This is a genomic window from Hymenobacter polaris (assembly GCF_012927305.1).
In the GTDB taxonomy this organism is placed as follows: Bacteria; Bacteroidota; Bacteroidia; order Cytophagales; family Hymenobacteraceae; genus Hymenobacter; species Hymenobacter polaris.
In genome coordinates, this window is the sequence record NZ_JABBGH010000002.1 from 872,757 (window position 1) to 892,028 (window position 19,272).

A 19,272-nucleotide genomic window follows, 5' to 3' on the forward strand; every position below is an offset into this window, starting at 1 on the left:
AGAAGCTTTATGACTTAAAATCAAGCCAGAAACGTAATCAGCTCGCCGCCGCAGGCCGGCGAGCATATCTGCGTAATCCGTTAAATCCGCTAAATCTGCGGTCTTAATTAATCGTGTAGCGCACCCCGGCGTAGGTGAGGCGGCCGTAGACCGGGCCCCACACCATGGAGGCGTCGAAGCCGGGCGAGAAGGGCTGGGCGGCGTTCTGGATGGGGTTGGGCTGGCGGAAATTGGTAAGGTCCTCGACGCCCACGTACACCTCGAAGCGCTTGAAGGCGCGGGTAACCTGGGTGGTAAGGGTGGCGAAGCGCGGGGCGTACTCCAGGGTGCTGGTGCCGGTGCCGTGCTGGTGGCCGCCCCCTAGGCCATCGGCCGGCAGGTGGGCCAGCGGGCGCTGCCCAAACCACTGCACCGTGAGGTCGGCGCGCCATTTGTCGAAGGCCGTGGCGTAGCCCAGGTTCAGGAAGGCGCGGTGCTGGGGCGTGAGAGGCTTGGGCAGCAGCTGGCCGTCGTAAGTGCTTTGCACGTTCAGAAACTTGTAGGCGGCCTTCACTTGCAGGCCCCTCACGGGCTCGGCCTGCACCTCGGCCTGAACGCTGTGGGCAAAGGAGCGGGCGCCCGACTGCAGGTTGTCGAGGATGATGAACTGCGGGGCCGTGTACATATCGGCCACCAGCTGGTTCTGGAACATGGTGCTGTAGTAGTCGGCTACGAAGGTGGCCGGGCGGCCCAGCACTTCGAAGTAGCGCGTGTAGGAGCCGCCCACGTTCCAGGCAATTTCGGGGCGCAGGTTGGGGCCGATGTAGTACTGGCGGGCGCTGGCCAGCTGGGCCTGGTTGTCGGCAATGGGGTTGGGCACGCGCAGGCCCCGGCCGGCCGAAAGGCGCAGCGAGTTGGTGGGCGTCAGGTCGTACTTCAGGTTGAAGCGGGGCGTGACTTGCCAGCCGTAGAGGTTGTGGTAGTCGGTGCGCAAGCCCAGCACGGCGGTCAGGTTGCGGGTGTTGGTGTAGGTGTACTCCGCGAAGGCGCCAGGCACGCGCTCGGTGCGCAGGCGCAGCTCGCGGGCGTCGATGCTGGCCTGAGTGTCAGTGGAATACACGCGGTGGTCGCTCAGGCGCTCGCGGTAGTCGTCGTACAAGAAGCTCAGGCCGGCGCGGTAGGTGTGGCGCGTATCGCCGATGATGCTTTGGAAGAGCAGCGTGGCCTGACCGGTGTTCTGGTGGCCGTCGTAGGTGCGCGGGCCGCTGTCCTGGCGGTACGAGTAGGCGCTGGTGAAGTCGTGGCTGGTGGCGTTGGCCAGCAGCCCCAGGCTCTGGAACGGCCGGCCGGGCCAGGTGTAGCTGGTGCGCGACTGGGCAGTGTAGCGGTGGGTGGTTTGGCTGGTGCCGTAGTTGGCTACGTAAGCATTAGGCGCGTCTTTGTCGAAGCCCACCTGCCCCCCTAGGCGGTTTTCGACGATGGCGCCGGCGCCTAGCTCGGCCACCAGCCCGGTGCCGCTCATATACTTCACCTTGTCGTAGGCATTGAACTGGGTGGCCAGCGGCAAATCCAGAAACCCATCGCCGTTGCGGTCCACGCGATCGCCCAGGTGGTCGTTGTGCAGCAGCAGCTCGTTGCTCCACTTCTTAGTGATGCGCTGCGAGGCCACGGCGTTCAGGTCGAATTTGCCCAGGTCGTTGACGTAGGCGTTCAGCAGCAGGGCGTCGGTTTTGTCGGGCTCCTTGAGCTGCACGTTCACCTGGCCCGAGATGCCCTCGTAGCCGTTCACCACCGAGCCCGTGCCCTTGATGATGTCGATGTTGCCAATCCAGGGCCCCGCCAGGTACCCTAGGCGGTAGGGCGCCGAGAGGCCCCGCAGCGCCGGCTGGTTGTCCACGGTCAGCAGCGAGTAGGCGCCGTCGAGGCCCAGCAGCTGAATCTGCTTGGCCCCGCTCACGGCATCGGCGGTGCTCACCTCCACGGCAGCGTTGGTTTCGAAGCTCTCGGCCAGGTTGCAGCAGGCCGACTTGGTGAGGTCGCGGGCGCTGATGGTTTGCAGGCTGCCCACCGCCTTGGCCGAGTACGCCTGTTGGCGGCCGGTCACGGTCACTTCGCCCAAGGCCGTGCCGTCGCCGGTGAGGGCCACGCGCAGGTAGGGCGACATGCTGCCCACGGGCACGGCCACCGTATCGGCTTTATACCCCAGGCCGCTCACCACCACGCGGTGGCTTGCCTGGGCCGGGAAGGGCAGCGTAAATTGGCCGGCCCCGTCGGTGGCGGTGCTGGGGCCGTCGGCGCCGCCGGGCAGCAGCCAGCGCACCACGGCGCCGGGCAGCGGCCCGCGGGCGTCGCGCACCTCGCCGCGCACGGCCGCGCCGCTCTGGGCCCGCGCCAGCAGCGACGAGCCGCTTAGCAGCACCACTAAAAGAAGGCGCGAAATATTTCCGCTACTAGAAGTCATATCGTCTGTAAGTTAGCTATTCCTGAAATAGTAAAGCCCAGCTTCGCCCGAAAGCAAAGCTGGTAACCGTTCAGAAAAAGCCCTAGACGATGAGGGTGCCGAGGAAGGCAAGCAGGACGCGCCCCGCCCTGGGGGCACCGGGCGGCGACGGCCCACCGGCCGTGCCCACGGCCACGCCGGCCGCCAGCGGCGCGGTGCCGCCCAGGCCCGCCCACACCAGCGCGGGCAGCAGGGCCGGCAGCCAGTGCGGCGGCTCGGGCAGCAACTTGGTGGGGCCGCCGGCGTGTTGCTTGGCGTCGAGCTTGTGCAGCACGTGGCTGATGTCGCAGCAGCCATCGGCGCGCTTGGCCAGGGCCAACTTGCGGGTGCCGCAGGGCTGGCCCGGTTTGGTGGGCGCCTCGGCGGCGGCATCGTGCCCTAGGCCCCCCGGCAGCACCAAGGCCACCGTACTGCGCCCGCTGATGCGGCAGCGGTGCCGCTCGGCCGTGAGGCCTACCGACGTAGCCAGCACCAGCAGCGCCAGAAAGGCGCTGAGCAGGCGGTAGCAGACGGGCAGTTGGCGCGGCATCACGGGCGCAAAGGTACGACGCAGCGGGGTGCGCAATTAGGGTCGGAAGGTGCAGGATTTGCGCCGGGCGCCAGCACTATTCGGCCACTACCACCCGGTGCTGACGGGCCTGCCCGGCGGTGGCCAGGATTAGCTGATACACGCCGGGCGCCAGGCGCGGCACTAGCAGGCGGGCAGCCGAGCCACTGAACTGCGTGGTGAACACCACCTGGCCCAGCACGTTGCGCACAGTGGCTTGCGCGAGGCCAGTGGGGGTGCCGGCCGGCCGGCGCACTTGCCAGGGCTCGCCCGCGGCGGCGGGGTTAGGCCAGAGGGCGTCCTCGTCGGCGGGCGCGGCGGGCACGGCGGCCAGCGCCAGGGGCAGAAATACCGCTGGTGAAGTGGTGCTGCCACGGCTGGTGCGCACGCTAATGGGGCCGGGCACGACGCCCGCCGGCACGGTAGCCAGCAGCCGCGTGGCCGACTGCACCGTGAAAGCCGCCGCCGGCTTCTCATTGAACAGCACATCGGTAACGCCCGCGAAGCCGGTGCCGGTGATGGTGACTACCTGGCCCGGCGCCCCGCTGGCGGGGGCGAACGCGGCCAGCACAGGCACCGTTGGGGCTAGCGTGACGAAGCCAGTAGTCGGCCCGCCCGTGCCGCCCGCCAGGGTAGTGTCGCCTAGGGTAAAGCTAGCCCCTTGAAAACTGCCGGCCAGGCTGAGGTTACCCCGCGCATCGGCGGCCAGGCAGGCCAGGCGCTGCCCCTCCCCGGCTTGGCTGCTAGTCGTGCCTAGCCAGGTGCCTCCTAGGCTGAGGTAAGACAGAAAAAGGCTGTTGGGATAGGGTACCACCCGCCCGCCCGCGGTATTAGTGAGCGTGGTGGCTCCAAACTGCGCCGTGCTGCTGGCGTAGCTGCCTACCACGGCCAGCCGGCCGGTACCATCGAGCACTAGGTCGCTGCCATAGTCATCGTTTGGGCCGCCAGCTTGAGTAGCCCACTTCCACTGGCCAGCGCTGGTAAGCTGCGCTACAAATACGTCGCCGTAGCCGCCCCCGCCGCTGTCGGTGTTGGTGAGGGTGGTAGTGCCAAACGTGGCCGTGGGGCTGGTAAACCGGCCAGTTACGTAGGCATTCCCCACCGCATCGACGGCGATGCCGTAGCCGTTATCGTCGTAAACCTGCCCCCCACCCAACACGGCCCACTGCCAGGTGCCGGCCGAGTCGAGTTTGGCTGCTAATACGTTTTCGTTGGTACGGGCGGCGCCGGCTACCGTTAGCGGGCCGAAGGTGGCGCCGGCCGCTTGGGTCTGGCCCGTTAGGTACACGTTGGCGCTGGCGTCCAGTGCCAGCGCGCGGCCGGTATCACTGGCGCCGCCCCCGCCGCCGCGCGCCCACAGCCAAGCGCCCTGCGGCGAGAGCTTAGCCACAAACAGGTCGGCGGAGCTGGTGCGCCCTAGGGTAACGTTGGCCAGCTCCGTGGTGCCAAACGCAGCGGTGGCACTCATAAAGCCCCCGGTCACGTACACGTTGCCGGCCGCATCGAGGGCCAGCGCGTTGGAGGCGTCCTGCCCGGTGCCGCCCGCGCGGGCAGCCCACAGCCAGTTGCCGTTAGGGTCGATACGCGCCACGAAAATATCGGCCGTACCGTGCTGCGAGTCGGGGTTGACCAAGGTAATGGGGCCGAACGTAGCGGCCGTGGCAAACTCGCCGCTGATGGTGGCGTTGCCCGCCGCATCCACGGCCACATCGCCGCAGAAGCTGTTGACCGGGCTTTCCACCTGCCGCGCCCACTGGCAGGTACCCGCACCGTCGAACTTGGCGACAAACCCGTGCCCGTAATAGCTCGTCAGCGAAATGCTGCCGAACTGCGCGGTGCCGTAAAAGCAGCCCGTTACGTACACGTTGCCCTGCGCGTCGAGCGCGTTGCTCGTGACCAAACTCTGGGCCGGCAAGGTATAGCTGCCTACTACCACTGCCGGCCCCAGCGCGGGAGCTTGTGCTTTGCCAGCCAGCGGCAGCGTACCAAGCAGCCCAAGCAGATACAAAGCGCACGCCCTGGGTGAACGAGCTATAAACAGAACAATAAATAGAAAATGTATCACTGCAAATAGCTGAAATATTGAGTTTTATACTTGGCTATGCAAGTATAGGCCAGCTATTTGGCAAGTGGTGCGTTGGCTGGCAGTCCTAGCCCCCCAGCGCCACGCTAAACGCCGTGCGCCCGCCCGGCCCCGCCTCTAGCCGAAACGCAAAGCCGTGGGCCAGCAGGATGTCGCGCACCAGCACCAGCCCGATGCCCTGGCCGCCCGGCTTAGTGCTGAAAAAGGGCGTGAACAGCCGCTGGCTGACTTCGGGAGTGAGCGGGGCGCCGTCGTTCTCGATGCTGAGCGTGGGCGGCGCGGCCGTGGTGCGCACCCATACGTTGCCCCCGGCGGGCCCGATGGCTTCCAGCGCATTCTTGGCCACGTTGAGCAGGGCTTGGGTGAGCTGCTGCGAGTCGGCTTGCACCCACAACGGGGCGCCCCCGGCGGCCAGCTCCCAGTGCCAGGCTACCCCTAGGGCGGCGCTCTGCGGGGCCAGCAGCTGCCCCAGGCCCCGCAGCAACTGGTGCAGGTCGAGGGGGTGGGGGGCGGGCGGGGGCAGGCGCACCAGCCGGGCGTAGGCGGCCACGAAGTCAGCCAGCTGCGTGTTGCGCGTAATGCTCACTTCCAGGCCCTGGTGGAAGTCGTCCCGGTCGGCCGCAGTCAGCTGCGGGGCGTAGTGGCGGAAGCTGCCCAGCAGCGAGTTGACGGCCCCGATGGAGTTGTTGACCTCGTGGGCCACCAGCCGGATAAGCTGCTCATAGGTCTGCTTCTCCTGAGCCCGGATTTCCTGGGTCAACTCCTCCAGCACCACGAAGCGCCGCTGGAAGCCCCGGTCGAGGAAGTGGGCGGCCACGGCGCGGTAGGTTTGGCCGCCGGGCAGGCGCAGGGTGTGGGGCTGGCTGGCCCCTAGGGCCGCCAGCGCCGGCCCCCAGGGCGCGGGCAGCGCCGCTGCCGGCTGGCCTGGTAGGCTGGCGGCGGGCTGCCCCAGGGCCCGCGCCGCCGCCGCGTTGGCCTGGCTAATCTGCCCGTCGAAATTCAGCAGCAGGATGCCCGCCGGCGAGGCCGCTACCAGCCGCTCCAGCAGCACGCTCTGCTCGTGCTGGCTGATGCGCTCCTGGCGCAGGGCATCAAGCATCTGGTTGTACACGGCCGCCAGCCGGTCCAGCTCGGGCTGGCCCACGGGCTGAAACTTCAGGCTGAAATCCTGGGCCGCCAGCGCCGCCGTGCCCGCCTCGATGAGGCGCACCGGCCGCAGCAGCCCCCGGTACAAGTGCCAGGCCAGCCCTAGGCTCAGCGCCAGGCCCACCTCGCCCGCTACAAACAGCGCCGGGTGCGTAGCGCGCACGGCCACCAGCAGCACCGCCAGCAGTCCGTAGAGCAGCACCAGGAATAGCAGGAGTTGGTAGCGCAGGGGCATGGGGGCAAGATAGAAAGCGAGGAGCCAGCTGACGCGGTGCCCCCCAAGGTAGGCAATCGCCAGCCGGGTGAAGCGGCGGATGTGCATAACCGGACACCTGTTCAAATGCGGACGAATTTCATTGCCCGCGCAAGCGGCCTTGCTGTGTCAACTTTCAGAATATAAGTAATTTATAAAATTGGCATATCGCTTGGGAAACTAGTAGGCAGCAAGCGGCCGGCTGTCTGCCGATGGACACGCTGCCCTTGCATCCACCTTTTTCTTGCTAACTATGCGGTGCTTTCTCAAGGGGTCGGCGGGCCTTTCGTTTCAGTTCTTTCTGGCTTCGGCTACTTGCCCGGTGGCCGCGCAACAAGCCCCGGCCGCCGGGGTGCTGACGGCCTGTGGCCCGGCAAGCCTGCGGCTGCACGTGGCCAACTCTGACTCGCTGCCGGGCCAGGTGAGCGTGGTGCGGCTGGCTACGGGGCAGCCGCTTTTTACGGCCACTTACCGTGCTCCCTACGGTCACCGCTTCGATTTTGCCGGAGTACCAGCCGGTATGTACCTAGTGCGCCTGCGTCTGGGGAGCACGCGCACCAAGTACAGGGTATGGATGAGCGAGCAGGCGCAGCTTACGCTAGCGCCGGCCGGGCTGTCGCTGACGCGGCGCTAACCAGCGCCTACCTCCCCTGGCTGCTAGTGGTCTGGTAGCCAGGAGAGGTAGGTGCTGGGGTTTGCTGCCGGCCTCATTCCCCGGTCGGTATCCCAAACTTCTCCAGTCTTCTATACAGCGCCCCGCGGCTCAGCCCTAGGGCCCGCGCCACGCGGCTCAGGTTGCCTTGGTAGTGCGCCAAGCTTTGGCGAATCATCTGTTCTTCCAGCTGCTCCAGGGTCATGGTGCCGGGGGCGGGTAGGGTAGCTTCGGGGGCGGCGGGGGGCCTAGGGGTGGGCGCGGCAGTGGGCTGGAAGTCGGCGGGTGTTAGCTCGTCGTGGGGGGTGGTGAGGGCGGTGCGCTCCACCAGGTTCTTCAGCTCGCGGATGTTGCCGGGCAGCGGCTGCTCTTGCAGCCAGTGGGCGGCGGCGGGGCTCAGGCGCAGAGCGGGGCGGTGGTAGGTGGCTTGCAGCTGCTGCACGAAGTGGCGGGCCAGCGCCGGCACATCCTGGGCGCGCTCGCGCAGGGCCGGCAGGCGCAGCGTGATGAGGTTGAGGCGGTAATACAGGTCTTCGCGGAAACGGCCCTGGGTTACCAGCTCGGCCAGGTTCTTGTTGGTAGCCGCTACCACCCGGATATCCAGGCGGCGCGGTTTGCTGTCGCCCAGCACCTCGTAGGTGCGGTCTTGCAGCACGCGCAGCAGCTTCACTTGGCTGGCCAGCTCCAGCTCGCCAATCTCGTCGAGGAAAATGGTGCCGCCGTTGGCCAGCTCGAAGCGGCCTACCCGGTCGGCGCGCGCATCGGTGAAGGCGCCGCGCCGGTGCCCAAACAGCTCGCTCTCAAACAGCGACGACGAGATGCCGCCTAAATTTACCTTCACGAAGGGCTGGCCGCGCCGCCGGCTATTCTGGTGCAGGGCTTCGGCAATCAGCTCCTTGCCAGTGCCGCTCTCGCCCTCAATCAGCACCGAGGCATCGGTGGCCGCCACCTGGCCCACTTGGTGCAGCACGGCCAGCAGGCGCGGGTCGTCGCCCACAATGGCCCCCAGGGCAAACTGCCGGTCCAGCTCGCGGCGGGTGGGCGCCCCTGGGGCCGGCTGCGCGGCCGGCGCGTGCAGGGCCAGCACCGTGGCAATGGTTTGCAGCAGCGCCGCGTTATCCCAGGGCTTGGTCAGGAACTCGGCCGCGCCGGCCTTCATGCCCGCCACCGCCAGCGCGATGCTGCCCCAGCCCGTGAGCAGCACCACCGGCACCTGGGGGGCCAGGGCCTTTAGCTCGGCCAGCAGCCCTAGGCCGTCGGCCCCGCTGGTAGCGGCCGAGAAGTTCATGTCGAGCAGCACCAGCTGGGGCGCCGACGCCCGCACCGCCGCCAGCGCCTCGGCCGGGCCGGCCACGGCCGAGGCGGTGTAGCCGGCCTGCTTCAGCAGCAGCTTCAGCGAGGTGCGGATGGCCAGGTCGTCATCGACGATGAGAAGCATGGGAAGGGAAAAGGAGCTTGGAAAAAGAACGCTATTCCAACCAAGAGCACGTCATTCCGAGCATCCTGGGAAATTTCGCCCGCGCCGCCTAGGGGTCGTATCAACGATTATCTACGCGGCGCGAGCGAGATTCCTCGCGGGGCTCGGAATGACGTGCTGGTAGGGTCAGGCAGCGCACAGAGTAGGGCTACCGCCCGCTCACGCTGCCACCGCTGCTGGTGCGCTTGGTGAGCTGGGGCGAGCCCTTGTAGCTGATGCTGCCGCCGCTGCTGGCTTCGGCCACCAAGTCGTTCTTCACGGCCAGGCGCACCGAGCTGCCGCTGCTGGCTTCGGCGCGGGCGCGCTCGGTTTGCAGCTCGTCGCCGTCGAGGGTGGCGCCGCTGCTGCTGCGCACATCCACGCTGGTGGCGCGGCCGCTGAGGTCGGCGGTGCTGCCGCTGCTTTGGCGCACGGTGAGGGCTGAGGTAGCCAGGCTGGCTTTCACCGAAGCCCCCGACGATACGTCGAGTTGGAAGTTGTCGGCGTCGAAGTCGCCCGCGGCGCGTACCGAAGAGCCGCTGTGGGCCGAGAGGGCCGTGAGCTGGTCGGCCGTGACGGCGGCGCGCAGGTGCTTGTTGCGGCGCTGGCGGCCGTCGCGGTCATCGCGGTTGTCGTAGCGCAAGGTCAGCACGCCGTCTTTCACGGTGGATTCGATGTGGTCGCGCAGCTCGGGCGTGTCGGCGCTCACTTCTACGCGCTGGTTGTGGCCGGCCGTGAGAGTCAGCTCGATGCCGGTGCCCACGTTGATGGCGTGGAAGGCGGGTACGTTGCGCGTTTGGGCGTCTTGGGCCAGGGCGGGGGCTAGGGTGCCGGCGGCCAGCAGGGCGGTGAGCAGCAGGGTTTTCATGGGATGCAGGGAAGAAGGTGAGAAAAGCGAATGCGGACGTAAGAAAGGGCCTAGGGGGCTAGCTGCCCTTGATGGTGCTGCTGCCGCTGACTTGCTTGGTTACCTGCGGCGAGCCGTGGTACTTGATGCTGGAGCCGCCGTCGGCGGTGGCCGTCAGGCTGTCCTTAGTAGTCAGCTTCACGATGCTGCCACCATTGACCTGCACCTGGCAGGTGCTGGTTTGCAGGCCGTTGCCGCCGAAGATGGAGCCGCCATCCACGGTCAGCGTTAGCTTGGCGGCTTGCCCCTCCAGGTTCACCACGCTGCCGCCGCTCAGGCGGGCCGTCAGGTCGCGGGTGCTCAGGTCGGCGCGCACCACGGTGCCCGATGAGGCCTCAAGGGCGAAGCTAGGGGCGGCAAAGGCGCCGGTGGCTTTCACGGCCGAGCCGCTGCTAGCCGTGAGGGCCGTAACCTGGTTGGCCGTCACGGCCACGTGCAGGCGCTGGGTGCGCACATTGCTGCTTGGGTGCTGGAAGCGCAGCACCAGCGTGCCATCCTCCACGGTGGTGGTCAGGTACTGGGCCATCTCGGCGGGCTCGGTGCTCACTTCTACGCGCTGCACGGGGCCAGCCACGAGGTCGAGCGCGATGCCGCCGCTAACCTTGATGGCGCGGAAGGCGGGCACGGTGCGCACCTGGGCATTTTGGGCCAGGGCAGCCCCTAGGGCCAGCAGCGAGAGCAGGGCGGTAAGCAGCAGGTTTTTCATGGTAGCGAGGTGCTTGGGAAGTGGAAGTTGCCGGGGTTACCGGGCCGAGGGGGTGTTCGTTACCGGACAGTTGAAAAATAATCCGGAACGCTTTTAGCGCCAGATGCCCCCTAGGGCCCTAGGGTTGCCTGGGCGGCCTTACTCCTCGCGCAAGGCCACGGCCGGCTGGATGCGCGCCGCGCTCAGGGCTTAGGAGCGGCCTTACGTAATTGGGCTAGAGCAGCTTGCAGCGGCGCATCGGTTGTATCAGTGGCCGGTTGCACGTAAACCGGGGGCAGGTAGGCTTCGCGCGGGAGGCCATCGACCCGGTACAGCCGCTCGGTGGGGATGGAGAACCCGATGCCGGACTGCGGTAGCTGGTAGGAGGCGATGCTGCCGTTGAGCTGCGCCATCTCGGTGCCCATGACGGTGGCGCGTCGCATGGCGTCGAGGCCAATGGTGATGCCCTCGCCCATGCTGGCCGTCCAGCGGCCCACCAGCACCACCAGCGGGCCAGTGTAGGGCGCTGGCCGGGGCGACACCAGCTCCACCCAACTGCGCTTCACCCCAAAGCTGGCCTCCTCGGCCGGTAGCTCGTGGCGCTGGTAGGGCTGCTCCTGCGTGATGAAGCGCCCCATGAGGGCGCGGGCCACCGTCGTGTTGCCGCCGTTGGGCGTGTCGCGCAGGTCGAGCACGAGGCCGGCGGGGTGCCCTAGGGTGGTGAGCGCGCTGTCGAAAACCGAAATCAAGCGGTTGTTGCCGAGGCTGTTGTTGATTTTTACGTAGCCGATGGCGCCGTAGTGCCGCGCTTCCAGCAGCTTCGGGTTGCCATCGCTTTCCAGGCCTAGGCCGTTCTGGTCGGGGAAGATGTCTTGGCGGCGGCCCTGCGTGCGCACCGTCCATTTGCGCGGGGTGCGGTGGTCGCCGGCCAGTGCGTGGTTGAGGGCTACTTCGCGGGCGGCGGCGTCCACGGTTTTCAGGTGCTTGCCGAGCAGCGCCTGCGTCGCCGCCTCGATGGGCACGTCGTTGACGGCCAGTAGCTCCATGCCCGGCCGCAGCCCCGCCTGCGCGGCCCCGAAGCCCGGCCGCACGGCCTGCACCACCGCGCGCCTACCGCTAAACTGCGCCCACGCATCGGTGCCCGACGGTACCAGCCGGCGCGAGTCGGGCAGGTTGGTATTGAGGGCAGCGTGGTTGTCGTAGAGTTCAGCCAGAACGTTTTCCAGCAGCCGCACAAACTGGCCGCGGGTCTTAACGGCTGGCAGGGCGGCTTCGCCCGCTTGCCGCACCTGTTCCCAGTCGGTTTGCTTCTTGTCGAAGTAGGCGTAGTTGTCGCGCACCGTTTCCCAGAAGTACCTAAAATCTTGCTGGTACTGGGTTGCCGTAAGGGCCGGCCGCGGCTGGCCGAGCGCAACCAACGGGACGACCTGCACCCACAGCACCCACAGCACCCAATAAACGCTTTTCATCTCAGTACAGAAGTTGGTTTGAGGCAAATGTGGGATGAATTATTCTTCGCGCAAAGCCACCGCTGGCCGGATGCCCGCCGCCAGCCGGCTCGGGTAGAGCGCGCAAATGGTGGCCAGCAGGTAGAGCGCCCCGGCCGCCAGCGCAATGGCCGTGAGGTACACGCTGGTGCGCTCGCCCAAAGCGCCCAGCAGCGGAAACTGCACCGCTACCAGTAGCCCCAGCACCAGCCCAAAGGTGGTGAGGGCTAATGTTTCGCCCACTATCAGGCGCGCGATGGCGCCGGCCGGCGCCCCCAAGGCCCGGCGCACCCCCAATTCGGCCCGGCGGGCGCTGATGGCCAGCCACAGCACCCCAAACAGCCCTAGGGCCACGTTAAGTAGTAAGAAGATGCTCATCACGCTCAGCAGCAGCGGCCGGGTTATCACCTGCTTGAGCTGGCTGCTGTGCATCTCGTCGAGGGTGCGAATGGTGCTCGTCCAGCCCGGCCCGATGCGGCGAATATCGTCGGCCAGGCGCTTTTCGAGGGCGGCCCCGCTGCCGGGCGCCACCCGCACCAGCAGCGACTGCGGTAGAAAGAGGGTATCGGCCGGGGCGATGGGCCCGAAAATGGCGGGTAGTGGCTCCTTCAGCTCCCCATCGGTGCGGTAGGCGCGCACCACCCCAATGATGCGCCACTGTTTGTCTTTATTCAGCGTCAGTAGTTTGCCAAGCGCCGATTCTCCCGTCGGAAACATCGCGCGCTGCATCTGCTCGTCGATAACCAGCGGCGGGTGCGAGCCAGCCACGGCATCGCGCTGGTCAAACCAGCGGCCCTTTGTTACTTCCAGACCCATTACGTCGCGCAGCTCCGGTCCCACGGCGTAAGAGTTGATGTTATTGATAGGGCGCTTGGGGCCGCCCGGCCGGTCGGCAAAGTCGATAGCCGTGCGGCTGTCGTTGAACGAGAAGGGCGTATTGGAAGCGGTGACGGCCACGCCCAGCACGCCGGGTGTGGCGCGCAGGCGCGCCAGTACTTGTTGCAGCGTGCCAAGTGCCTCGGCCTTGGGCTGCGTGCCGGGTAAAAAGTTGACCTGCCACACGTTATCGAAGCGAAAGCCCAGTGGCTGGCGGTAATTTTCCCACAGGCTGCTGCCGATGGTGCCCACGGCAAACAGTACGACGTAGGCCAGAAAGATTTCCAGAACCAGCAGGCCGTTGGCGCGGCGGCGGTTCCACATCAGGGTAAATATGTGGCGTATCATGCGGTAATGCGTCCTTTTAAGGCTTGATTAGCAGGTAGCTTCGACATCTTGTAGGCGGGGTAGGCGCCCGAGAGTAGCCCAAATAGAAGCGCCAACCCTAGCCCCACACCAAACACCGGCGCGCTGAGGCTGAGGTGGGCGTAGGGAATAAATTGGCTGCTATTGAGTAAGTGCATTACCCCGGCCGCCAGCCCTAGGCCCAGCACGCCGCCCACCAGCGTCAGCAGCACGTTCTCGACCAGGAACTGCCCGGCCAGCCGCCCTGCCGTGGCCCCGAAGGCCTTGCGCACCCCAATCTCGGCGGCGCGCTCCAGCGTGCGGCTCACGTTGATGTTGACTAGGTTGAGGGCCGGCAGCAGCATAAATAGTAGCCCCAGGCCCACCCACCGGCGCCAAAAGGCGGCGGCGTCGCCGTCCTGACCGGCGTCATTGCTGTGGTTGGCCATGTAGTGCGCCAGCGGAGTGCGGGCATAGGAGCGGATTTCCTTAAACTGCTCGGGGTCGGGGATGGGTAAGCGGCGCAGCACCTGCTGATACTCGGCCTGGATGGCCGGCACGTCGGCCGCCTGTCGCGCTAGCACAACGGCCTGAAAATCGCCCAGGTAGTTGCGTTGGTTATTGGGGTCTTGCAGGTCGGCGGTGGTAGTCGTTACGGGCAGCCAGCACTCGGCATAGGTCAACTCGCGCGAGGTGGGCACATCGGCTACCACGCCCACCACCTGGTAGGGCCGGCCTTCGAGCTGCACAGCCCGGCCCACGGCCGCCGCTGCTGTGCCAAAGCAGCGGCGAGCTACTGTTTCGTTAAGGACCATCACGTGGGCGGCGTCGCGCACCTCGGTAGCCGTATAGGGCCGGCCGGCTACGAAGTCAAAGTTCAGTACCCGCCAGAGGTTACTGTCGGTGTAGCGACGGTCGGCTTTTAATGCCTGCTGGCCCACGTACAGTGTAATATTAATCGGATAAGCCTCGCTCACGGCGATGGCTTCGGGCGTACGCAACGTAAGCACGTGCCGCTGCAAAAAGTTGTAGCCTAGGCTGGAGGAACTCTGCGACTCGGGTCCGCGCAACACCATGCGGCTGATGAACAGCAGGCGGTCGGTGTGGCGCTCGGGGGCCCTAGCCCCCACGGCGTGGTCGAAGAGGGCAAACAACACCACCAACATCATCAGCGTGAAGCTGATGCCGAACAGGCTGATGGCTGTGAAGAACTTGCGCCGCTGCCAGCCGCGCCAAGCCAGTTTGAGGTAACTCAGTAACATGATTGGTAATGAGCAATAAACAGTGAGCAATGAGCAAGTAGGAAAATGAGCGAACGGCGGGTTAGCACAATTGCTCATTGTTCATTGCTCATTGATAATTACTTACGCCACCTGGCGGCCGTCGAAGAAGCGCACTAGGCGGCCGGTTTTCAGGGCCTGCTGCTCGTCGTGGGTTACCATCACGAGGGTGGTGCCCTGGGCGCGGTTGAGGCCCAGCAGCAGGTCCATAATTTCCTCGCCCATCACCGAGTCGAGGTTGCCGGTGGGCTCGTCGGCCAGGATAATTTCGGGCTCGCCCACCAGCGCCCGCGCAATAGCCACGCGCTGCCGCTGCCCGCCCGAGAGCTGGGCCGGAAAGTGGCCCGTGCGCGCCGTGAGGCCCACTTTGTCGAGGGCGGCCAGGGCCCGGCGACGCCGCTCGCTACCCCCGATGCCGGGGCGGTAGAGCAAGGGCAGCTCCACGTTGTCGCGCACCGAGAGGTCGTTGATGAGGTGGTAGCTCTGGAAAACGAAGCCGATTTTGTGGTTGCGCAGCCCGGCCAGCTCCTTGTCGGAGTACGAGCCCACGGGGCGCCCGTCGATGGCGATGGTGCCGCCGCTGGGCTCGTCGAGCAAACCCATCAGGCTGAGCAGGGTTGATTTGCCGCAGCCGCTGGGCCCCATCACCGACACGAACTCGCCGCGGTTGATGCTGAGGTTAACGTTGCTGAGGGCCACGGTTTCGATGGTGCTCGTTTGGTACACCTTCTCGATGCCGGTGAGCTGGATGACAGGCGGCGTGGCGGTGGCGGCCGGTGGGGCTGGGGCGGTAGTGGGTTGGGGCTGCATGAAGAGGAGGTTGTAAGTAATTGTTCTGGTGGGCGCCTCACCCCTAGCCCCTCTCCGAAAAGGAGAGGGGAACTAGCTCTAGTTTTTAATTCTAGTACTAGAAACTAGTCCCCCTCTCCTTTTCGGAGAGGGGCTAGGGGTGAGGCGCTCGTTGGCATTCATTCGGCCCCTAGGGGCTGCTGGGTGGCGAAATCGAATAAGGTGAGGCTGCGCAGGCGGTAGTGGGCTACCCAGCCGGCGCGCAGGACCAGGATGTAGCCGCGGCGGGCCAGGTCTTTGGCGGCCGAGGCCAGGGTGAGGTCGGTGAGGGAGAGGCGGCCGGCCTCGTAGGTGGCGCGGCTGATGGCGTAGCGACGCTGGGCCAGCGAGTCGGCGCGGGCGGCCAGGCGCACCTGCCCGACCAGGGTAGGTAGTTGGGAGGCCTGGGTGAGCACGGTTTGCTCGAAGTTGCGCTCGTCCTGGGCTACGGCGGCCTGGGTTTGGTCGCGCAGCAGCTCGGCAGCCCGGATGGTGGCGCGGCGCCGGCCCCAGTCCATGAGCGGCAGCGAGAACGCCAGGGCCACCTGCTGTTGGTTTTGCAGGGCCAGGTAGCTGTCTACCAAGTGGGGCGCCTGGTTGACGTAGCCCAGGTTGGCGGTGAGGGTGGCCAGCAGGCCGGTGGTGCCGCGGGCCTGGGCCACGTCGCGGTCGGTTTGCAGGCGCTGGCGGGCAAAGGCCAGCACGGCGGCCCGGCGCTGGCGGGCCTGCCCTAGGGCCTCGGCGGGCACGATAACCGGGGCGGGGGCGGCTTCGGGCACGGCCAGGGCCGGTAGCGCTTCGGAGCCGGGCAGGGCGCAGTAGGTGCGCAAACTCACGGCGGCGCTTTCGGCGTCCAGCTGGGCCTGGGCCTGGGCCTGCTGGGCGTTCAGCAGGTTCAGCTCCAGCTGCACCTGGTCGCTCTGCGAGAGGCGGCCGAGGGCAAATTTTTCGCGGCCCACGCGCAGCAGCTCGGCGGCGGCTTGGGCGTTTTGGCCGGCCACGGCGGCATTCACCTGCTGCAACAACACGTCGAAATACAGCTCCGTAACGCGCTGGGCCAGGGTTTCGCGGTCCTCCAGGTACTGGCGCTGGCTTTCCTGGTAGCGCAGCGGCTCGATGCGGCGGGCCCACTTCAGGAGGTTGAAGTACCCGATGGGCTGCGTCAGGCCCAGGGTAAAGGGCTGGTTGTTGTAGCGCTTCTCGGTGCGGATGAAGTCGTCGAAGCGCTGGAGCTGCGAGCCCACCACCACTTGCCCGCCCGTCAGGCCGATGTTCTGGGTGAGGCCCACGGCCAGCAGCGAGTTGTTGTAGCGCACGGTCTGGAAGGCGGTAGTGCCGTCGGGCTGTACCACCGGCAAGATGGCGCGATTGAAGTTGGGCACCGTGCCGCTCAACCCCAGCTGTGGGCGGTAGCTGGCCTGGTAGGCGCGGTAGCTCCAGTAGCCGGCCTCGCGGGCGGCGCGGGCCTGCACGCTGGCGGCCGAGGTGGCCAGCGTCTGCTCGATGAGGCCCGGCAGGGTGAGCGTTTGGGCGGTGGTGTTGAAGGTTACTAGCAGAAGTAGGCCTAGGGTGTAGCCCCACCCCCGGCCCCTCCCCTGCGGGGGAGGGGAGCCTGACGCCGTTTGGGGCAGTGTCTTATCAGACAGGTATTTTTTGCAGAAGGAAAGCACGGCCTTAGTTTATAAGTCAGTCGATAGGTATTGCTTTTCGTTTGGCTCCCCTCCCCCGCAGGGGAGGGGCCGGGGGTGGGGCTACTCCACCCGTAGCTCGGGCACGTCCACAAATTCCTTGGTGTCCGACACAATCACCTGCTCGCCCTGGCGCAAGCCGCTGATTATTTGCACGTAGTCGGTATTGCTGTCGCCCAGGCGCACTAGGCGGCGCGTGGCCCGGCCACCAGCCAGCACGAACACCGGCTGCTCCTGGCCGCCCTGGTAGTAAGGACCGTTTTTGAGGCGCAGCACGCCGCGGTGGGCGCGGGTCAGCACAAACACGTCGGCCCGCAGGTTGGCGCGCAGGGCGGGGTGGTGGTCGTTGGTGAGGGTGGCGTAGAAGGTGACGGTGCCCTTGTCCACGGCCGGGCTGATGCTGGCGATGGTGCCGGGCAGGTCGGTGCCGGGGCCCAGGCGCACCAGCACCGCGTCGCCGGGGTGCAGCTGGTCGGCGTAGGTGTCGGCGATGGTGGCGCGCACCCGGTAGCGGCTCAGGTCGGCCACGCGGGCCAGGGCCTCGCCGGCCTGCACGGTGGTGCCCAGGTTGTCATTCACCCAGGTGAGCACGCCCGGCAGCGGGCTGCTGATGTCGGCCTGCCGCAGCTTGGCCGCCTGCTCCTGAATGCTGCGCTGCTGCACCGACACCGTAAAGCCCAGCTCGCGGCGGTCGGCGGCGCTGGCCTGGCGCTGGTTGGCGAGCTGCTGGCCGAGGCGCTGGGCTTCCAGGCGGGCGGTGCGCAGGTTCAGCTCGGCTTGGCGCACGGCTTCGGCGGTGCCGCCGCCTATCTCCAGCAGGTGCTGCTCGTCGCGCAGGGCCGACTGCAAGCTGCTCACCTTCAGGTCCTGGGCTTGCTGCTGAGCTTCCAGGTCGGTGAGAGCGCGGGCCAGGGTCAGGCGCAGCTGGTCGTTCTTGTTTTGGTTGCGCAGCTGTTCGTCGTCGAGCTTGGCCAGGGCCGAGGCCGCTAGCTCCTTGTCCAGCTCCAGGATGGGCTGGCCGGGCTGCACCCGCGCGCCCACCGCCAGCAGCACCCGCCGGATGGTGCTCTGCAGGGGGCTCGTCAGCACCGCCTCGCGGGCCGGAATGACGGTGCCGGCGGCCGTGAGGGTGGCGTCCACGTCGCCCACTTCTACCGGGGCCGTGAGGATGTCGGCACGGCGCAGGGTGGGCTGCAGCGCGCGGCGCAGCCCTAGGGCCCCGGCCGCCAGCAAAGCCAGAATGCCCAGGCCCAGCAGCCAGCGGCGCAGCTGGCGGTGGCGCAGCGTAGTAGTTGAAATGGCTCTGTCCATTAGCGGGCAGGTAGGAGGGAGGTTTCCTTTACCTAAGCCAAGGCCCGTGCCGTTTTTATAAATAATTGATTGTTAGAATATTAATTGTTAAATAGTGCTTGTGGCGCGGCAGAATACTGTCCGGTTGCGGGCAGGGTGTCCAGAAGTGGACAGGAGCCTAGGGCCGGTAAAAAAGAAAAGCCAAAAACCAGCCGGTCAGGCTGAGCTGGCCGAAGCATCTCTACTGCGTAAGCAACCTCTGACGTTGGGATTACTTGCGCGGGAGAGAGGCTTCGGCCAGCTCAGCCTGCCCGGCTGGTTTCAGGCTATGCCAAGGGCCCTAGGGCCTCCCGGCCTTTACCTGCTCCCAGGCTATTTGCTGCAGCTTTTTGGCAATCTCGGGCGCGATGCCCAGCGCGGCGGCGGCCTGCTCCTGGCGGCCTAGCTTGCGCGGGTCGTAGCCGGTTACCTCAGCCAGTAGCACGCAGGCGTTGAGGTACGAGCCGTAGCGGCTGGGATGGTAATGGTCGCGGCCCCAGAGGTCGAGCTTGCCCGCGTCGGTGCCATCGTAGGGGTTGGGGTCGGCCAGGCCCTGGCGGATGGCGCGCAGCCAGGCATCACCGGCCGGGGCCACGCCGCTAAAGCCTTTGTCTTGGGCAGCTTCCTGGTAGTAGGCGCGGTGCAAGTCGGTTTGCATCGAGTCGAGGGGCAGGCCTGAGTAGCCCTTGCCCTCGGGGTAGGTCTGGTCAGCTCGCGCCCAGGTTTCGTAGAGGTAGACTTTGGCGCGGGGGTTGGCCTCGTGCACGGCCTGCTCCAGCTTGGTGGCGTAGGTGTAGAAGCGCTCGGGCGAGCCCGTGTGGCGGGCGGGCGTCGGGCCCAGGCTGTGGTCGTGCATCACCACCGTGTTCCAGCGCGGCTGCTTGATAACGTCGAGCGCGTTGTCGTAGTGGTACTTCAGGGTTTCGCCGGTAATGACTTCCAGATGTATTTCGTAGTTGAAGCCGGCCTCATCGGTAAGCTTCTTGAAAATGCCCGGGATGCCGGCCCAAGGCCCATCCGCATGTTGGCGCGGGCTGCGCGGCCCGGTGGTATTCAGGTTCTCGTCGGTCACCAGCGCCGTGTTGTAGCCCAGCACCGGCGCAAAGGCCCCGTGCGTAAAGCTGTTGCCAATGAACAGGATAACGTTGGGCTGGGCTGGCTGGGCGAGGGCCCCTAGGGACAGGCCGGCCAGCAGAAGCGGAAGGAGGCGCATAGGTGGGAAAGTAGCGGA

General features: G+C 66.6%; 15 protein-coding genes. 1 reads left to right on the forward strand and 14 read right to left on the reverse strand.

The window, feature by feature from the left end; all coding sequences use genetic code 11:
• Positions 1–103: 103 nt before the first annotated feature.
• The 4 genes from HHL22_RS13980 to HHL22_RS13995 all read right to left on the reverse strand — a co-directional run bounded on the left by HHL22_RS13980 (position 104) and on the right by HHL22_RS13995 (position 6,490).
• Complete coding sequence (locus HHL22_RS13980) at positions 104–2,440, reverse strand: TonB-dependent receptor (RefSeq protein WP_169531965.1); 2,337 nt, start codon at positions 2,438–2,440, stop codon at positions 104–106.
• An 82-nt stretch (positions 2,441–2,522) separates the two neighbouring features.
• Positions 2,523–3,011 (reverse strand): hypothetical protein, encoded by a 489-nt coding sequence (locus HHL22_RS13985; RefSeq protein ID WP_169531966.1) that lies wholly within the window; start codon positions 3,009–3,011, stop codon positions 2,523–2,525.
• A 73-nt stretch (positions 3,012–3,084) separates the two neighbouring features.
• Positions 3,085–5,034 carry an SBBP repeat-containing protein gene (locus HHL22_RS13990; RefSeq protein ID WP_169531967.1) on the reverse strand — a complete coding sequence of 650 codons (1,950 nt, stop codon included), beginning with the start codon at positions 5,032–5,034 and terminating at the stop codon, positions 3,085–3,087.
• A gap of 142 nt (positions 5,035–5,176) precedes the next feature.
• A complete protein-coding gene (locus tag HHL22_RS13995) occupies positions 5,177–6,490 on the reverse strand; it encodes a sensor histidine kinase (RefSeq protein WP_169531968.1) in 1,314 nt (437 codons plus the stop codon).
• Positions 6,491–6,761: 271 nt separating this feature from the next.
• On the opposite strand from HHL22_RS13995, the gene HHL22_RS14000 reads away from it, so the two are divergent.
• The gene (locus tag HHL22_RS14000; RefSeq protein ID WP_169531969.1) at positions 6,762–7,142 is read left to right on the forward strand and encodes a hypothetical protein; all 381 of its coding nucleotides are present in this window, start codon (positions 6,762–6,764) and stop codon (positions 7,140–7,142) included.
• Positions 7,143–7,215: 73 nt separating this feature from the next.
• Here the strand turns inward: HHL22_RS14000 and HHL22_RS14005 are convergent, their stop codons facing one another.
• The 10 genes from HHL22_RS14005 to HHL22_RS14050 form a co-directional block, all read right to left on the reverse strand.
• Positions 7,216–8,598 carry a sigma-54-dependent transcriptional regulator gene (locus HHL22_RS14005; protein WP_169531970.1) on the reverse strand — a complete coding sequence of 461 codons (1,383 nt, stop codon included), beginning with the start codon at positions 8,596–8,598 and terminating at the stop codon, positions 7,216–7,218.
• A 187-nt stretch (positions 8,599–8,785) separates the two neighbouring features.
• Positions 8,786–9,484, reverse strand: coding sequence for a head GIN domain-containing protein (locus HHL22_RS14010; protein WP_169531971.1), 699 nt, complete (start codon positions 9,482–9,484; stop codon positions 8,786–8,788).
• A 58-nt stretch (positions 9,485–9,542) separates the two neighbouring features.
• Positions 9,543–10,229: a head GIN domain-containing protein gene (locus HHL22_RS14015; RefSeq protein ID WP_169531972.1), complete on the reverse strand. Its 687-nt coding sequence runs from the start codon at positions 10,227–10,229 to the stop codon at positions 9,543–9,545.
• Positions 10,230–10,411: 182 nt separating this feature from the next.
• Entirely contained in the window at positions 10,412–11,677 is a 1,266-nt protein-coding gene (locus tag HHL22_RS14020; RefSeq protein ID WP_169531973.1) for a S41 family peptidase, read from the reverse strand.
• Positions 11,678–11,716: 39 nt separating this feature from the next.
• Entirely contained in the window at positions 11,717–12,919 is a 1,203-nt protein-coding gene (locus tag HHL22_RS14025; protein ID WP_169531974.1) for an ABC transporter permease, read from the reverse strand.
• Positions 12,916–14,178 carry an ABC transporter permease gene (locus tag HHL22_RS14030; RefSeq protein WP_169531975.1) on the reverse strand — a complete coding sequence of 421 codons (1,263 nt, stop codon included), beginning with the start codon at positions 14,176–14,178 and terminating at the stop codon, positions 12,916–12,918. The genes HHL22_RS14025 and HHL22_RS14030 overlap by 4 nt, the downstream gene beginning before the upstream one ends.
• A 102-nt stretch (positions 14,179–14,280) precedes the next feature.
• The gene (locus HHL22_RS14035; RefSeq protein WP_169531976.1) at positions 14,281–15,006 is read right to left on the reverse strand and encodes an ABC transporter ATP-binding protein; all 726 of its coding nucleotides are present in this window, start codon (positions 15,004–15,006) and stop codon (positions 14,281–14,283) included.
• Between the two features lie 158 nt (positions 15,007–15,164).
• The gene (locus tag HHL22_RS14040) at positions 15,165–16,694 is read right to left on the reverse strand and encodes a TolC family protein (protein WP_169531977.1); all 1,530 of its coding nucleotides are present in this window, start codon (positions 16,692–16,694) and stop codon (positions 15,165–15,167) included.
• A gap of 81 nt (positions 16,695–16,775) precedes the next feature.
• Positions 16,776–18,023: an efflux RND transporter periplasmic adaptor subunit gene (locus HHL22_RS14045; protein ID WP_169531978.1), complete on the reverse strand. Its 1,248-nt coding sequence runs from the start codon at positions 18,021–18,023 to the stop codon at positions 16,776–16,778.
• Positions 18,024–18,342: 319 nt separating this feature from the next.
• Positions 18,343–19,254: a DUF4886 domain-containing protein gene (locus HHL22_RS14050; RefSeq protein ID WP_169531979.1), complete on the reverse strand. Its 912-nt coding sequence runs from the start codon at positions 19,252–19,254 to the stop codon at positions 18,343–18,345.
• Positions 19,255–19,272: the final 18 nt, after the last annotated feature.

Coding starts and splice junctions, on each gene's coding strand:
- HHL22_RS13980 (WP_169531965.1), bottom strand. CDS start 2,440: ATGACTTCTAGTAGCGGAAATATTTCGCGCCTTCTTTTAGTGGTGCTG.
- HHL22_RS13995 (WP_169531968.1), bottom strand. CDS start 6,490: ATGCCCCTGCGCTACCAACTCCTGCTATTCCTGGTGCTGCTCTACGGA.
- HHL22_RS14000 (WP_169531969.1), top strand. CDS start 6,762: ATGCGGTGCTTTCTCAAGGGGTCGGCGGGCCTTTCGTTTCAGTTCTTT.
- HHL22_RS14005 (WP_169531970.1), bottom strand. CDS start 8,598: ATGCTTCTCATCGTCGATGACGACCTGGCCATCCGCACCTCGCTGAAG.
- HHL22_RS14010 (WP_169531971.1), bottom strand. CDS start 9,484: ATGAAAACCCTGCTGCTCACCGCCCTGCTGGCCGCCGGCACCCTAGCC.
- HHL22_RS14015 (WP_169531972.1), bottom strand. CDS start 10,229: ATGAAAAACCTGCTGCTTACCGCCCTGCTCTCGCTGCTGGCCCTAGGG.
- HHL22_RS14020 (WP_169531973.1), bottom strand. CDS start 11,677: ATGAAAAGCGTTTATTGGGTGCTGTGGGTGCTGTGGGTGCAGGTCGTC.
- HHL22_RS14025 (WP_169531974.1), bottom strand. CDS start 12,919: ATGATACGCCACATATTTACCCTGATGTGGAACCGCCGCCGCGCCAAC.
- HHL22_RS14030 (WP_169531975.1), bottom strand. CDS start 14,178: ATGTTACTGAGTTACCTCAAACTGGCTTGGCGCGGCTGGCAGCGGCGC.
- HHL22_RS14035 (WP_169531976.1), bottom strand. CDS start 15,006: ATGCAGCCCCAACCCACTACCGCCCCAGCCCCACCGGCCGCCACCGCC.
- HHL22_RS14045 (WP_169531978.1), bottom strand. CDS start 18,023: ATGGACAGAGCCATTTCAACTACTACGCTGCGCCACCGCCAGCTGCGC.
- HHL22_RS14050 (WP_169531979.1), bottom strand. CDS start 19,254: ATGCGCCTCCTTCCGCTTCTGCTGGCCGGCCTGTCCCTAGGGGCCCTC.